General features: G+C 68.6%; 15 protein-coding genes. 13 read left to right on the top strand and 2 right to left on the bottom strand.

Features of this window, described 5'->3' with window-relative positions:
• Positions 1 to 2: 2 nt before the first annotated feature.
• A complete protein-coding gene (locus FND50_RS31955) occupies positions 3 to 320 on the bottom strand; it encodes an EthD family reductase (RefSeq protein ID WP_005565792.1) in 318 nt (105 codons plus the stop codon).
• Positions 317 to 2,356, bottom strand: coding sequence for a phenylacetic acid degradation bifunctional protein PaaZ (gene paaZ, locus FND50_RS31950; RefSeq protein ID WP_144288385.1), 2,040 nt, complete (start codon positions 2,354 to 2,356; stop codon positions 317 to 319). The genes FND50_RS31955 and paaZ overlap by 4 nt, the downstream gene beginning before the upstream one ends.
• 159 nt (positions 2,357 to 2,515) lie before the next feature.
• Between paaZ and FND50_RS31945 the strand changes: the two genes are divergently transcribed.
• The 13 genes from FND50_RS31945 (at position 2,516) to FND50_RS37665 (ending at position 13,240) form a co-directional block, all read left to right on the top strand.
• On the top strand, positions 2,516 to 3,736 hold the full coding sequence (locus tag FND50_RS31945) for a thiolase family protein (RefSeq protein WP_144288384.1): 1,221 nt from the start codon (positions 2,516 to 2,518) through the stop codon (positions 3,734 to 3,736).
• Positions 3,733 to 4,461, top strand: a complete 729-nt coding sequence (locus FND50_RS31940) for an enoyl-CoA hydratase/isomerase family protein (protein ID WP_144288383.1) — start codon at positions 3,733 to 3,735, stop codon at positions 4,459 to 4,461. Before FND50_RS31945 ends, FND50_RS31940 begins: the two co-directional genes overlap by 4 nt.
• Entirely contained in the window at positions 4,458 to 5,312 is an 855-nt protein-coding gene (locus FND50_RS31935; protein ID WP_144288382.1) for a 3-hydroxyacyl-CoA dehydrogenase family protein, read from the top strand. The genes FND50_RS31940 and FND50_RS31935 overlap by 4 nt, the downstream gene beginning before the upstream one ends.
• A 40-nt stretch (positions 5,313 to 5,352) precedes the next feature.
• Entirely contained in the window at positions 5,353 to 6,144 is a 792-nt protein-coding gene (locus tag FND50_RS31930; protein WP_144288381.1) for an enoyl-CoA hydratase-related protein, read from the top strand.
• A gap of 86 nt (positions 6,145 to 6,230) precedes the next feature.
• On the top strand, positions 6,231 to 7,184 hold the full coding sequence (gene paaA, locus FND50_RS31925; RefSeq protein WP_005250773.1) for a 1,2-phenylacetyl-CoA epoxidase subunit PaaA: 954 nt from the start codon (positions 6,231 to 6,233) through the stop codon (positions 7,182 to 7,184).
• The gene (paaB, locus tag FND50_RS31920; protein WP_005250775.1) at positions 7,181 to 7,486 is read left to right on the top strand and encodes a 1,2-phenylacetyl-CoA epoxidase subunit PaaB; all 306 of its coding nucleotides are present in this window, start codon (positions 7,181 to 7,183) and stop codon (positions 7,484 to 7,486) included. The genes paaA and paaB overlap by 4 nt, the downstream gene beginning before the upstream one ends.
• Positions 7,487 to 7,494: 8 nt before the next feature.
• Positions 7,495 to 8,412, top strand: coding sequence for a 1,2-phenylacetyl-CoA epoxidase subunit PaaC (gene paaC / locus FND50_RS31915; protein ID WP_144288380.1), 918 nt, complete (start codon positions 7,495 to 7,497; stop codon positions 8,410 to 8,412).
• 1 nt (position 8,413) lies between these two features.
• Entirely contained in the window at positions 8,414 to 8,923 is a 510-nt protein-coding gene (gene paaD / locus FND50_RS31910) for a 1,2-phenylacetyl-CoA epoxidase subunit PaaD (protein WP_144288379.1), read from the top strand.
• A 2-nt stretch (positions 8,924 to 8,925) separates the two neighbouring features.
• Positions 8,926 to 10,023, top strand: coding sequence for a 1,2-phenylacetyl-CoA epoxidase subunit PaaE (paaE, locus tag FND50_RS31905; protein WP_144288378.1), 1,098 nt, complete (start codon positions 8,926 to 8,928; stop codon positions 10,021 to 10,023).
• A gap of 32 nt (positions 10,024 to 10,055) precedes the next feature.
• Positions 10,056 to 11,354 (top strand): phenylacetate--CoA ligase PaaK, encoded by a 1,299-nt coding sequence (paaK, locus tag FND50_RS31900; RefSeq protein WP_144288377.1) that lies wholly within the window; start codon positions 10,056 to 10,058, stop codon positions 11,352 to 11,354.
• 11 nt (positions 11,355 to 11,365) lie between these two features.
• Complete coding sequence (locus tag FND50_RS31895; RefSeq protein WP_144288376.1) at positions 11,366 to 12,325, top strand: helix-turn-helix domain-containing protein; 960 nt, start codon at positions 11,366 to 11,368, stop codon at positions 12,323 to 12,325.
• 70 nt (positions 12,326 to 12,395) lie between these two features.
• Positions 12,396 to 12,614 carry a hypothetical protein gene (locus FND50_RS36530; RefSeq protein WP_222105590.1) on the top strand — a complete coding sequence of 73 codons (219 nt, stop codon included), beginning with the start codon at positions 12,396 to 12,398 and terminating at the stop codon, positions 12,612 to 12,614.
• Entirely contained in the window at positions 12,581 to 13,240 is a 660-nt protein-coding gene (locus FND50_RS37665; protein WP_222105589.1) for an amidase family protein, read from the top strand. Before FND50_RS36530 ends, FND50_RS37665 begins: the two co-directional genes overlap by 34 nt.
• Positions 13,241 to 13,253 lie beyond the last annotated feature (13 nt).

Below are 13,253 nucleotides of genomic sequence, written 5' to 3'. Positions count from 1 at the left end.
TCCTACTGGTTGTAGACGGATTCTTCTTCTTGGACGTACATGGTGACGCCGCCGGTGGCGAAGTTGCGGACGTCCTTGCCCGCCTGCTTCATCTCCTCGGACTGCAACCCGGACTTCATGGTGGCGGCGTCGGGGAAGACCAGACTCGCGACCGCGTAGTACGGCGGCGTCCCGCCGTCGAGGGCACTGCACTTGCCCCAGGTGAAGTCGGACAGGCCGGGAACCTTGCGGGCCAGCGGCATGTGGGTGTCGCGGTAGTAGGCGTCGAACGCCTCGGGGTCATCGGGCTGGCCGTAGCAGACGGCGACCTTGAAGCTCATGCGTTTTCTCCTTTGGCGACGAGGGTGAGAACGTCGTACGTTGCGACGGGATCGCCGTCCTGGTTGACGACGACTGCATCCCAACGGACTTCACCGTAGTCGGCGCTGCTGCGCGGGGTGATGAGCTTCGCGGTGAGCGTGACGGTGAGGCTGTCGTCGGCCTTGACGGGGGTGAGGAACCGGAGGTTGTCGACGCCGAAGTTGGCGAGTACGGGACCGGGATTCGGTTCGACGAACAGGCCGGCGGCGAGGGAGACGACGAGGTATCCGTGGGCGACGATGCCACCGAACAGGGGGTTGGCGGCCGCGGCCTCGGGGTCGGTGTGGGCGTAGAAGGTGTCGCCGGTGAACTCGGCGAAGTGGTCGATGTCGGCGAGCGTGACCTGGCGGGGGCCGCCGACGATGGTGTCGCCGATCCGCAACTGTGCGAGGTTCTTCCGGAACGGGTGGATGCCGTCGTCGTTGCGCTGCGAACCGGTGACCCACTTGTTTCCGACCGCGGTCAGGATGTCGGGGGTGGCCTGGACCGCGGTGCGCTGCATGTGGTGCAGGATGCCGCGGATGCCGCCGAGTTCCTCACCGCCGCCTGCACGTCCGGGGCCGCCGTGCACGAGGACGGGCAGGGGTGAGCCGTGGCCGGTGGATTCCTTCGCGTCGTCGCGGTTGAGGACGAGGACGCGGCCGTGGAACGGGGCGAGGCCAAGCACGATGTCGCGGGCGAGTGCGGAATCGCGGGTGACGAGGGAGGCGACGAGGCTGCCCTTGCCGCGGGCGGCGAGTTCGATGACCTCGTCGGTGCTGTCGTATCCGATGACGGTGCTGACGGGGCCGAAGGCCTCGATGTCGTGGGGTTCGGTGGCGTCCTTGTCGTCGGAGCGCAGCAGGATCGGCGGCAGGAACGCGCCCGTCGCCTTGTCGGCGCCGACGACCTCGAAGTTCTCCGGGTCGCCGACCACGATCTGCGCCGTCTTGGTCAGGCCGCGCAGCGATTTCAGGACCTCGTCGCGCTGTTCGAGGCTGGCGAGGGCACCCATCGTGACGCCTTCGGCGTCGGGGGCGCCGACCACGACGCGCGACAGCCGGGCCTCGGCCGCGGCGATGACGTCGTCCATCAGTGCGGTCGGCACGAAGGCGCGCCGGATGGCGGTGCACTTCTGGCCGGCCTTCACCGTCATCTCGATGACGAGCTGCTTGACGTAGAGGTCGAATTCCTCGCTGCCGGGTTCGACGTCGGAGCCGAGGATCGACGCGTTGAGCGAATCGGCCTCGGCGTTGAAGTGGACGCCCTCACCGACGACGTTCGGATGCGCCCGCAGGGTGGCCGCGGTGTCGGCGGATCCGGTGAATGCCACGGAGTCCTGCCCGCCGAGGTGGTCGAGCAGCCCGCGGGCGCTCCCCGACAGCAGCTGGACCGAACCCTCGGGCAGCAGCCCGGACTCGATGATGCGACGGAACACGAGCTCGGTGAGATAAGCCGACTGGCTCGCGGGCTTGACGATCGAGGGGACGCCGGCGATGAACGCGGGGGCGAGCTTCTCGAGGAAGCCCCACACCGGGAAGTTGAACGCGTTGATCTGGACGGCCACGCCGCGGCGCGAGGTGTAGACGTGCTGGCCGAGGAACGTGCCCTTCTTGCCCAGCTGCTCGAACGCGCCGTCGAGGTAGACGGTGTCGTTGGGCAGTTCCCGCCTGGCCTTGCTGGCGTAGCTGAGGAGGGTGCCGAACCCGCCGTCGATGTCGACGCCGGAGTCGCGCTTGGTGGCGCCGGTCGAGGTGGAGAGGGCGTAGAACTCGTCCTTGCCGGCCATGAGGGTGAGGGCGAGCGCCTTGAGGGCGGCGGCGCGCTCGTGGAAGGTCAGCTTCGCGAGCGCCGGTCCGCCCACCTCGCGGGCGTAGGTCACCATCTCGCCGAGGTCGAGTCCGGTCGCGGAGATGCGCGCCACCTCGGAGCCGTCGACCGCGCTCAGCAGCGGCGTTCCCTCGTCCGGCGCGGTGTACCAGCGTCCGGCGGCGTAGCTTTCCAGTAACTTGCTCACGACAACTCCATTTCACCGTACGTTCGGTCGGTTAACAGAATCGTCGCTTCCGCCGCTGGTTGTCAAGGGAGGATCGTAATTTTTCGTGTGCTATCTCCTCTTGCGTACCGACCGAAGATTCGGTTATTAATAGACGGCACCCCCGTGAAGGAGAAGACTGTGGCCGAAGTGTTTCTGGTGGACGGAGCCCGTACCCCGCAGGGTCGATACGGCGGAGCGCTCGCAGGAGTGCGCCCCGACGACCTTGCCGGTCTGGTCGTGGCCGAGACCGCCCGCCGGGCCGGAATCCCGGGTGACGCCGTCGACGAGGTGATCCTCGGTGCCGCCAATCAGGCCGGCGAGGACAACCGCGATGTCGCCCGCATGGCCGTGCTGCTCGCGGGCCTGCCCGACAGCGTTCCCGGCTACACGGTGAACCGCCTGTGCGCGAGCGGTCTGACCGCCGTCGCCTCCGCCGCGCACACCATCCGCAGCGGCGAGGCCGACATCGTGATTGCCGGCGGCGTCGAATCGATGACCCGTGCACCGTGGGTGATGGCCAAGCCCGGCACCCCGTGGGCACGCCCGGGGGAGGTGGCGGACACGTCGCTGGGCTGGCGCTTCACGAACCCGCGGTTCACCGCCACCGACCGGGACGTTCCGGCCGGGGCCGGACCGGACGTCCGCAAGGTGACGTTGTCGATGGGCGAGACGGCCGAGGAGGTCGCCGCGCTCGAGGGCATCACCCGCGCCGAGAGCGACGCCTTCGCGCTGCGCAGCCAGGAGCGGGCGATCGCGGCGGTCGACGCCGGCCGGTTCGAGCGCGAGATCGTGCCCGTGCCGGTGCGCGACGGTGCACTGACCGCCGACGAAACCCCGCGGCGGGGAACCACGCTGGAGAGGCTGGGTTCGCTGAAACCGGTGTTCCGCAAGGACGGCATCGTGACCGCCGGCTCGTCGTCGTCGCTGTCGGACGGTGCCGCGGCCCTGGTCGTCGCGAGCGAGGCGGCGGTGGAGAAGTACGGCCTGACCGTCCGCGGCCGCATCGTCACCAGCGCCAGCGCGGGTATCGCCCCCAACGTCATGGGTCTGGGTCCGGTCCCGGCCACCCGGAAGGCGCTCGCCCGCGCCAACTGGTCGATCTCCGACCTCGGTGCCGCCGAACTCAACGAGGCCTTCGCGGCGCAGTCGCTCGGGGTGATCCGGCAGCTGAAGCTCGACGAGTCGATCGTCAACGCCGACGGCGGCGCCATCGCACTCGGCCACCCACTGGGCTGCTCGGGTGCGCGGATCCTGCTGACGCTGCTCGGTCGGATGGAACGCGAAGGCGCCCGCCGCGGGCTCGCCACGCTGTGCGTGGGCGTCGGCCAGGGCGTCGCGATGCTGATCGAGGCGCCGTGAACACACTGAAAATCGAGGACCACGACGACCGGATGGTGGTCACGCTGCACCGTCCCGCGCAGCGCAACGCGATCAACGCGGAGATGATCGGCGAACTGCACCAGGTGTGCGCGTCGCTGGAGGCGACGCCGAAGCCGATGCTGCTGACCGGCGAGGGCGACCACTTCGCCGGCGGCGCCGACATCGCCGAACTACGCGAACGCGGCCGCGACGAGGCGTTCGCCGGCATCAACCGCAATCTGTTCGACCGCATCGCGAAGCTGCCGCTGCCCACGGTCGCGGCGGTGAGCGGGTACGCGCTCGGCGGCGGCGCCGAACTGTCCTACGCGTGCGACATCCGCATCGCCACCGAGACCGCGGTCTTCGGGAACCCCGAGCCGGGGCTGGGGATCATGGCCGCGGCCGGGGCCAGTTACCGGTTGCCCGAGTTGGTCGGCACGTCCGTCGCCAAGCAGGTCCTGCTCGGCGGCCGGAACCTCGACGCGCAGGACGCGCTGCGCAGCGGGCTGGTGATGAGTGTCGTCGCACCCGGCGAGCACATCGATGCAGCGCACAAGGTCATCGGCCGCATCACGCGGTCGGCGCCGCTGGCTCTCAAGCTCACGAAGATGATCGTCGACGCACCGGGCTCGCACCCGTTCGCCGACGACATCGCCCAGGCGGTGCTGTTCGAGAGCCGCGACAAACACGACCGCATGACTGCGTTTCTGGAGAAGAGAAAATGACGAGCACAGCACCGAAGAACATCGGAGTGGTCGGCGGCGGCCGGATGGGCGCGGGTATCGCGCAGGTCTTCGCCACCCTCGGCTCCACCGTCACCATCGCCGAGAGCGGCGACCGGCAGGCGGCCCTGAAGCGGGTGTCCGACGGACTCGACCGCGCGCACGAACGCGGCAAGCTCGGCGACGTCGATCCCGCGACGATCCTCGGACGGGTGTCCACGGTGGCCGCCCCCGATGCGCTTCCGCCGGCCCTGGATCTGGTGGTCGAGGCGGTGCCGGAGTTGGTGGACCTCAAGCTGTCCGTGCTCTCGCTCGTCGAGAAGACGGTCGACTCGTCGACGGTGATCGCCAGCAACACCAGTTCTATTTCCATCGCCAACCTGGGGGCGGCGCTGAACGACCCGGCGCGGCTGATCGGCATGCATTTCTTCAACCCGGTTCCGGCGTCGACGCTCGTCGAGATCGTCCGCGCCCCCGCCACCGACGCCGGCGTCGTCGAGAAGGTCCGGGAGTGGGTCGCCCAGCTCGGTAAGACCGAGGTGCTGGTCAATGATTCCCCCGGCTTCGCGACCAGCCGTCTCGGCGTGTGCCTCGGGCTCGAGGCGATCCGGATGCTCGAGGAAGGCGTCGCCGACGCCGAGTCCATCGACCGGGCCATGGAATTGGGCTACCGCCACCCGATGGGACCGCTGCGGTCCACCGACCTGGTCGGGCTGGATGTCCGGCTCGCGATCGCCGAGCACCTCGCGAAGACGCTCGGCGAGCGGTTCGCGCCGCCGGCGCTGCTGCGCGAGAAGGTCGCCAACGGGGAACTCGGCCGCAAGACGGGCCAGGGGTTCTTCACCTGGTCCTGACCGGGCCACGCACACCACAACCAGCAGGAGGCACATTCTCATGAGCACTGACGACGTGGTCGCACTTTCCGTGGACGCGGGACTGGCCACCATCACCCTGCGCCGCGCCGGCGCGTCCAACGCCCTGGATCGCGCGGTGAAGGAGCAGTTGCTGGCGGCGGTGGAGAAGGTCGCCTCCGACGACGGCGTGCGCGCCCTGCTGCTGCAGGCGGAGGGCAAGAACTTCTGCGTCGGCCAGGACCTGGCCGAGCACGTGGCCGGCCTCGAGGCGGACGCCGCGCACGCGATGGACACCGTCGCCGAGCACTACAACCCGCTGCTCCGGGCGCTGGCCGGGGTCCGCGTCCCGGTCGTCGTCGCGGTCGGCGGGGCCTGCGTCGGGGCGGGGCTGGGCATCGCCCTGGTCGCCGACATCCGGATCGCAGGGGAGGGCGCGAAGTTCGCCACGGCGTTCACGGGGATCGCGCTGGCCGGTGACTCCGGGCTGAGTCACACCCTGGTGCAGGCGCTGGGAGCGAGCCGGGCGACCGGGCTGATGATGCTCGGCGACCGGTTCACGGCGGCGCAGGCGCTGGACTGGGGGCTGGTGCACCGAGTGGTGCCCGACGCCGAACTCGGGGACGCGGCCACCGCGCTGGCGCGGAAGCTCGCTGACGGTCCCACGGCCGCGTACGCGCAGGTCAAGGCTCTGGTCTCGGCGTCGTCCACCGGACTGTCGGAGGCGCTCGAGCGGGAGCGTGAGGCCGCGGAGCGGCTCGGCCGGTCGAAGGATCACCGCAGCGCGGTCGACGCGTTCCTCGCGAAGCGCACGCCCGCCTTCGAAGGCCACTGACGTAATTCGGCTCCAGCCCTTGTCTGGGCGGGGGCTGACATGCATACTTGATACCAACCGATCATTCGGTAATAGAGGTAGGATATATGACCACGTCACACGCTTCCGATGAGCTGCAAGAGCTCTTCGATGACACCATCGCAGCCGACCAGAGGGTCGAGCCGCGGGACTGGATGCCCGACGGCTACCGCAAGACGCTGATCCGGCAGATCGCGCAGCACGCGCATTCGGAGATCATCGGCATGCAGCCGGAGGGCAACTGGCTCACCCGTGCGCCGTCGCTGCGTCGCAAGGCGATCCTCATGGCGAAGGTCCAGGACGAGGCCGGACACGGCCTGTACCTGTACTCGGCGGCCGAGACGCTCGGAGCCGACCGCGCCGACCTCACCGAGAAGCTGATCGAGGGCAAGCAGAAGTACTCCTCGATCTTCAACTACCCGACGCTGACCTACGCCGACGTCGGCGTGATCGGCTGGCTCGTCGATGGCGCCGCGATCTGCAACCAGGTCCCGTTGTGCCGCAGCTCCTTCGGTCCGTACGCGCGGGCGATGATCCGGGTGTGCAAGGAGGAGTCCTTCCACCAGCGTCAGGGTTTCGAACTGCTGATGACGATGATGCGCGGCACCGACGCCCAGCGCGAGATGGTGCAGGAGTCGGTGAACCGCTGGTGGTGGCCGGCGCTGATGATGTTCGGACCGCCGGACGATCAGTCGCCCAACTCCGAGCAGTCCATGAAGTGGCGCATCAAGCGGCACACCAACGACGAACTTCGTCAGCGGTTCGTCGACATGTCCATCCCGCAGGCCGAGGTTCTCGGCGTGACGTTCCCGGATCCGGACCTGAAGTGGAACGCCGAGCGCGGCGCTCACGACTTCGGCGAGCCCGACTGGAGCGAGTTCATGCAGGTGATCAAGGGCAACGGCGCATCGAGCGTCGAGCGCGTCGCCAACCGGCGGGCAGCACACGAGAACGGGGCGTGGGTGCGGGAGGCCGCGACGGCCTTCGCCCGCCGCGAGAGCAGCAAGGAGAACGCACGATGAGCACGGACGACAACGCAGTGCGCGCGGACTGGCCCCTGTACGAGGTGTTCCTGCGCGGCAAGCGCGGACTCAACCACGTTCACGTCGGATCCCTGCACGCCGCCGACGACGAGATGGCCGTCCGGCACGCCCGGGACGTCTACACCCGCCGCAACGAGGGTGTGAGCATCTGGGTGGTGCGGTCCAATTCGATCGTGGCGTCCAGCCCGTCGGAGAAGGATCCCTACTTCGCGCCCAGCGGCGACAAGGTGTACCGGCACCCCACGTTCTACGAGATCCCCGACAACGTTCCCCACATGTGAGGCTGACGATGACCGACCACGACAATGCTTACGAAGGCCTCGTCGACGAAGACAGCCACGGCCAGTGGGCGTTCGGCACCAGCTTCGACGACCCCCTCGCGGGTGTCGACACCACGGTTCCGGAGGACGTCGACCTCTCCGCGCTGGCCGGCTACTGCCTGATGCTCGGTGACGATGCACTGATCAGCTCACAGCGTCTCGCCGAGTGGAGCACGCGCGCACCCGAACTCGAGGAGGAGGTCGCGCTCGCGAACGTCGGACTCGACCTGCTCGGTCAGGCGCGACTGCTGCTCGCCCGTGCGGCCGCGGCGGACGCGGCGGTCGTGCCGTACATCTCCGACACGAGCCCGATTCCCGCCGAGGACGCGCTCGCGTTCTTCCGGGACGAGAATCGGTTCCGCAACACCCGGCTGGCCGAACTCGACAATGGCGACTTCGCTCAGTCGATTACGCGACTGCTGGTGTTCTCGACGTGGCGCCTCGCACTGTTCGACCGTCTCCGCACGTCCCGGGACCCGGTCCTCGCGGCGGTCGCGGTGAAGGGCGTCAAGGAACTCACGTACCACCGCGATTACGCGGCCCGCTGGGTTGTGACGCTCGGCTGCGGCACGGAGGAGTCGAAGACCAGGATGGCAGCGGCGCTTACCCACGTGTGGCCGTACGTCGAGGAACTGTTCGTCCCGACCACCGAGGAGCTCGCGCTCGCGGCGGTGGGGGTGGGCGTCGACCCGCGGGACGTGCGTGAGGAATTCGATTCGGTGCTCGAGCAGGTGCTGCACGCCGCCGAGCTCACCGCCCCGACCGGCCGGACAGTCGGCACAGTCGGCGGTCGGGCAGGCAGGCAGGGGCTGCACACCGAGGCGCTCGGACTGCTGCTCGCCGAGATGCAGAGCGTGGCCCGGGCGCACCCCGAAGGAGTGTGGTGACATGACCACCGCAGTGCGCAGCGACGCCCGTCGCCTCGCCGAATCCGTGCTCGACCCCGAGATGCCGATGCTCACGCTCGCCGATCTCGGTGTGCTGCGCGACGTCGAGGAATACGCCGACGGGTCGGTGGTCGTGACCATCGCCCCCACCTATTCCGGTTGCCCCGCGATGGCCACCATGCGGGACGACATCGAGCACACCCTGCAGGACGCCGGGTTCGGCAGCGTCGAGGTCAAGACCGTCCTGTCGCCGCCGTGGAGCACGGACTGGATCAGCGAGAACGGGCTGCGCAAGCTCCGCGAGAACGGCTACTCGACACCCGGTCCCGCGCCGCGACGCGCATCGGGTCCGGTGCCGTTGACCCTCACTGTCAAGCCGCGACCCGTGGCATGCCCCAAGTGCCACTCGGCGAACACCCGGCTCGACTCGGAATTCGGGGCGACGCTGTGCAAGGCGCTCTACCGGTGCCTGGACTGCCTCGAACCCTTCGATCACGTGAAGGAAATCTGACCATGACCACAGCGGTCTCCCCGAAACCCGGTGCGGCGTTGCGCAACAGGGCGTTCCACACCCTCACCGTCGCCGACGTCGAATCCCTGTGCGACGACGCGGTCGCGGTCACGTTCGACGTTCCGGCCGAGCTCGCCGACGAGTTCGCGTTCGGCCCCGGACAGTCGCTCACGCTGCGGCGGACGATCGACGGCGTCGAACACCGCCGCTCCTACTCCATCTGCGCGCCTGCCGGTTCCGCGCCGCGGGTCGGTGTGCGCGAGGTGTCCGACGGTCTGTTTTCGACGTGGCTCGTGCGCGATGTCCGCCCCGGCGACCGGATCGAGGTGCAGGGCCCGAGCGGCACGTTCGTCGCCGATCCCGCGGCCGGTGGTCGCCACGTGCTGATCGCCGCCGGATCGGGCATCACGCCGATGCTGTCGATCGCCGCGTCGATGCTTGCCAACCCCGAGGCCGAAGTCGTTCTCCTGTATGGCAACCGGCGCACCCGCTCGGTGATGTTCGCCGAGGAGATCGCCGACCTCAAGGACACGTACGGGTCGCGCTTCGACATCATCCATGTCCTGTCCCGCGAGCCCCGCGAGGTCGAGCTGTTCACCGGCCGTCTCGACGCCGACCGGCTTCGGGCCATCTTCGACGCCGTGGTCCCCGTGGCCGACATCGATCACTTCTGGCTGTGCGGACCGTACGGGATGGTCACCGACGCCGAGACGGTTCTCGGCGACTTGCAGATCGACAAGAGCCGCGTGCATCACGAGCTGTTCTTCGTCGACGACGTGCCCCCGCCCATGGAAACCCACCGCGAGCCCGGCGTCACCGGGCCGAGCAGTGAAGTGACCCTGGTTCTCGACGGTCGCTCGACCACCGCGACGTTGCCGCGGGACGAATCGATCCTCGATGCCGCCGAGAAGTACCGCTCGGACCTTCCGTTCGCCTGCAAGGGCGGCGTCTGCGGAACGTGCCGCGCCAAGATCACCTGCGGTGACGTGGACATGCGCCGCAACTACGCGCTCGAGGACTACGAGGTCGACTCCGGCTTCGTGCTGACGTGCCAGACCTTCCCGGTCAGCGACACCGTGACCGTCGATTTCGACGCCTGACCATACCCAGCCCGCCCACCCCGGAGACTAGAATGACCAGTATCGCCACCCCCTCGCAGGACATCGAGTTCGCCACGCGCGACCGGATCTCATCGCTGCAACTCGAACGCCTGCAGTGGTCACTTCTCCACGCGTACAACAACGTTCCGCACTACCGGAAGGCGTTCGACGACGCCGGTGTCCACCCGAGTGACCTGAAGGACCTGTCCGATCTGGCGAAGTTCCCGTTCACGGCGAAGGCGGACCTGCGGGCGAACTATCCGTTCGGGATGTTCGCGGTGCCGCAGGAGAAGGTCTCGCGCATCCACGCGTCCTCCGGGACCACGGGACGTCCGACGGTCGTCGGGTACACCACGGGCGACCTGAACAACTGGGCCGATCTGGTCGCGCGGAGCTTGCGGGCGGGTGGGGTGAAGCCGTCGGACAAGGTGCACGTCGCGTACGGGTACGGCCTGTTCACCGGTGGCCTCGGCGCGCACTACGGTGCGGAGCGGCTGGGCTGCACGGTGATCCCGATGTCCGGTGGCATGACCGACCGCCAGATCCAGCTGATCGAGGACTTCGAACCGGACGCGATCATGGTGACCCCGTCGTACATGCTCACGATCGTCGACGCGATGATCAAGAAGGGCATCGATCCGTCGAAGACGTCGCTGCGGACCGGTGTGTTCGGAGCGGAGCCGTGGACCGAGGAGATGCGTTGCGAACTCGAGAAGCAGCTGAACATGGACGCCGTCGACATCTACGGACTGTCCGAGGTGATGGGTCCGGGTGTCGCGATGGAATGCGTCGAGACCAAGGACGGCCTGCACATCTGGGAGGACCACTTCTACCCGGAGATCATCGACCCGGTCACCGGGGAGGTGTTGCCCGACGGTGAGGAGGGCGAACTCGTCTTCACGTCGCTGACCAAGGAGGCGATGCCGATCATCCGGTACCGCACCCGCGACCTCACGCGGCTGCTGCCGGGAACGGCGCGGTCGGTGCGGCGGATGCAGAAGGTCACCGGACGCACCGACGACATGATCATCCTGCGCGGGGTGAATCTGTTCCCCACCCAGATCGAGGAACTGATCCTCGCGGTGCCGGCGCTGGCACCCCAGTTCCAGTGCATCCTCGACCGCCCGGGCCGCATGGACGAGCTGACCGTGCGGGTGGAATCGCGTCCGGATGCCGTGACCGACGACCACGCGCGGGCCGCGGGTGAACTGCAGAAGCTGGTGAAGAATAGGATCGGCGTGAGCGTGAAGGTCGACGTCGTCGCTCCCGGCGACCTCGAACGCTCACTCGGTAAGGCACGTCGACTGATCGACAACCGCTCCGCTCTGTGAGGTGATCGAAGGTGCGTCTCGGTGGTGGGCCCGCGCGTGACGACGGGCAGTTCGAGCACTGGCGTCAGGCCGTCTCCACGGCGTTCGTCCCGCTCGCCGTGGTGTCCACGGCGGAGGACGGGCCGGGGCGCTTCACCGGGACCCTGCGCACCACCGCGCTCGGCGGGTTGCAGCTCAGCGAGGTCGGGGGGCACGCGGTCGACGTCCGCCGGACCCGCACGTCGATCAAGCGGTCCGACCCCGGCCTGGTGAAGGTGGGCCTGCAACTGTCGGGCAGCGGCGTCATCGTCCAGGACGATCGAGAGGCCGTGCTGGGGCCCGGCGACTTCGCCGTCTACGACACCAGCAAGCCGTACGACCTGCACTTCGCGGGCGACTTCAGCATGTTCGTGCTGATGTTTCCCCGCGAACTACTGCGCATCGCCTCGCGGGAACTGGGCACCGTCTTCGCGCGCCGCATCCACGGCAGCACCGGCATGGGCGCGCTCGTCTCGCCGTTCCTGACGAACCTCCACCACTCCGTCGTCACCGGCACCATGCCGACGACCCCTCTCGTCGAGGACGCGGTGCTCGACCTGCTCAGTGCCGCGGTGCAATCGGCGGCGCCCGCCGACGCCACCGCTCCCGGCGCGTCGTTGCTGCTACGTGTGAGGTCGTTCATCGACGCGCACCTGCACGACCCCACACTCGACACCGCGACGGTGGCGTCCCACCACCACGTATCGACGCGGCACCTGCAGAAGATGTTCGAGGCGGACGGACACACGGTGGCCGGGTGGATCCGCCACCGCAGGCTCGAGAAGTGCCGCCGCGACCTCAAGGACGTCCGATTCCGCGGCGACAGCATCGGAACCATCTGTGCCCGATACGGTCTCGTCAACTCGTCGCACTTCTCGCGGCTGTTCAAGGAGACGTACGGGGTCTCGCCGCGAGCCTTCCGCGAACAGGAACTGCTGTCGATCACCGCGTGACGGCGGCAGAAATTCGGTCGCGCCGCACGGCCCTCCGGGTCACACTGAATCGGTCGTCGCGACCTGAGGAGTGGGACCGCTGGAACTGCACGAGTACACCGGGCTCGACGCCGTCGGTCTGAGTGAGCTGATCCGCGCCGGTGAGGTGACGGCAACGGAGGTCGAAGCCGTTGCGCGCGTCGCGATCGCGCAGGCCGATGCCGACTTCGGCGCACTGACGATGCGCACGGCAACGACGGCGCCGGTTCGCTCCGGGTGCCTGCCTCGTGCTGCGGGCTCGTCGGCCTGAAACCGAGCCACGGCCGAATCCCCTGCGGACCACTGGTCGGTGAGGCGGGGTTCGGGCACATCTACGAGTTCGCCCTCACCCGGACCATCCGCGACACGGCCCATCTGCTGGACGCCGTCGCCGCCCCGCCGGTCGGTGAAAAATACACCGCCCCAGCGCAGTCCGGTCGCTACGCCGACACGATGCGCGCCGATCCCGGCCGTCTGCGGGTGGCCCCTGACGACCGAGCCGTGGGGCGGGAGTTCGGTCGAGATGCAGGTATCGGCGGCCACGATCGCCGCCGGCAAGATCCTCGAATGGATCGGCCCCACTGTGACCGAGACGCGCCCGCAATCGACGCGGAGGACGTCGTCGAGGCGTCGACACTCACTGCGATCGCCACGGGTGCGGCGATCCTGCGCTCGGGGCTACGTCGCATCTTCGAGTTCGGACCGTTCACGGCACCGTTCAACGTGTCCGGGAATCCCGTGATCAGCCTGCCGCTCGCGCTGAGCAGGGAGGGCCTGCCCATCGGCGTCCAGCTCGTCGCGGCCACCGGCAGAGAAGATCTGCTACTGCAGGTGGCCGCGCAGTTGGAGCAGGCTGCGCCGTGGAAGGAACGCCAGCCGTCGATCTTCGTCGACTGACGATCTTCTGTCC

Origin of the sequence: Rhodococcus sp. WB9 (assembly GCF_007558985.1) — a bacterium.
In the GTDB taxonomy this organism is placed as follows: domain Bacteria; phylum Actinomycetota; class Actinomycetes; order Mycobacteriales; family Mycobacteriaceae; genus Rhodococcus_F; species Rhodococcus_F opacus.
Note: the sequence above shows the minus strand (reverse complement) of the source record. Positions and strands in the feature narration are given on the sequence as shown.

Coding starts and splice junctions, on each gene's coding strand:
- FND50_RS31955 (WP_005565792.1), bottom strand. CDS start 320: ATGAGCTTCAAGGTCGCCGTCTGCTACGGCCAGCCCGATGACCCCGAG.
- FND50_RS31935 (WP_144288382.1), top strand. CDS start 4,458: ATGACGAGCACAGCACCGAAGAACATCGGAGTGGTCGGCGGCGGCCGG.
- FND50_RS31930 (WP_144288381.1), top strand. CDS start 5,353: ATGAGCACTGACGACGTGGTCGCACTTTCCGTGGACGCGGGACTGGCC.
- paaA (WP_005250773.1), top strand. CDS start 6,231: ATGACCACGTCACACGCTTCCGATGAGCTGCAAGAGCTCTTCGATGAC.
- paaB (WP_005250775.1), top strand. CDS start 7,181: ATGAGCACGGACGACAACGCAGTGCGCGCGGACTGGCCCCTGTACGAG.
- paaC (WP_144288380.1), top strand. CDS start 7,495: ATGACCGACCACGACAATGCTTACGAAGGCCTCGTCGACGAAGACAGC.
- paaD (WP_144288379.1), top strand. CDS start 8,414: ATGACCACCGCAGTGCGCAGCGACGCCCGTCGCCTCGCCGAATCCGTG.
- paaE (WP_144288378.1), top strand. CDS start 8,926: ATGACCACAGCGGTCTCCCCGAAACCCGGTGCGGCGTTGCGCAACAGG.
- paaK (WP_144288377.1), top strand. CDS start 10,056: ATGACCAGTATCGCCACCCCCTCGCAGGACATCGAGTTCGCCACGCGC.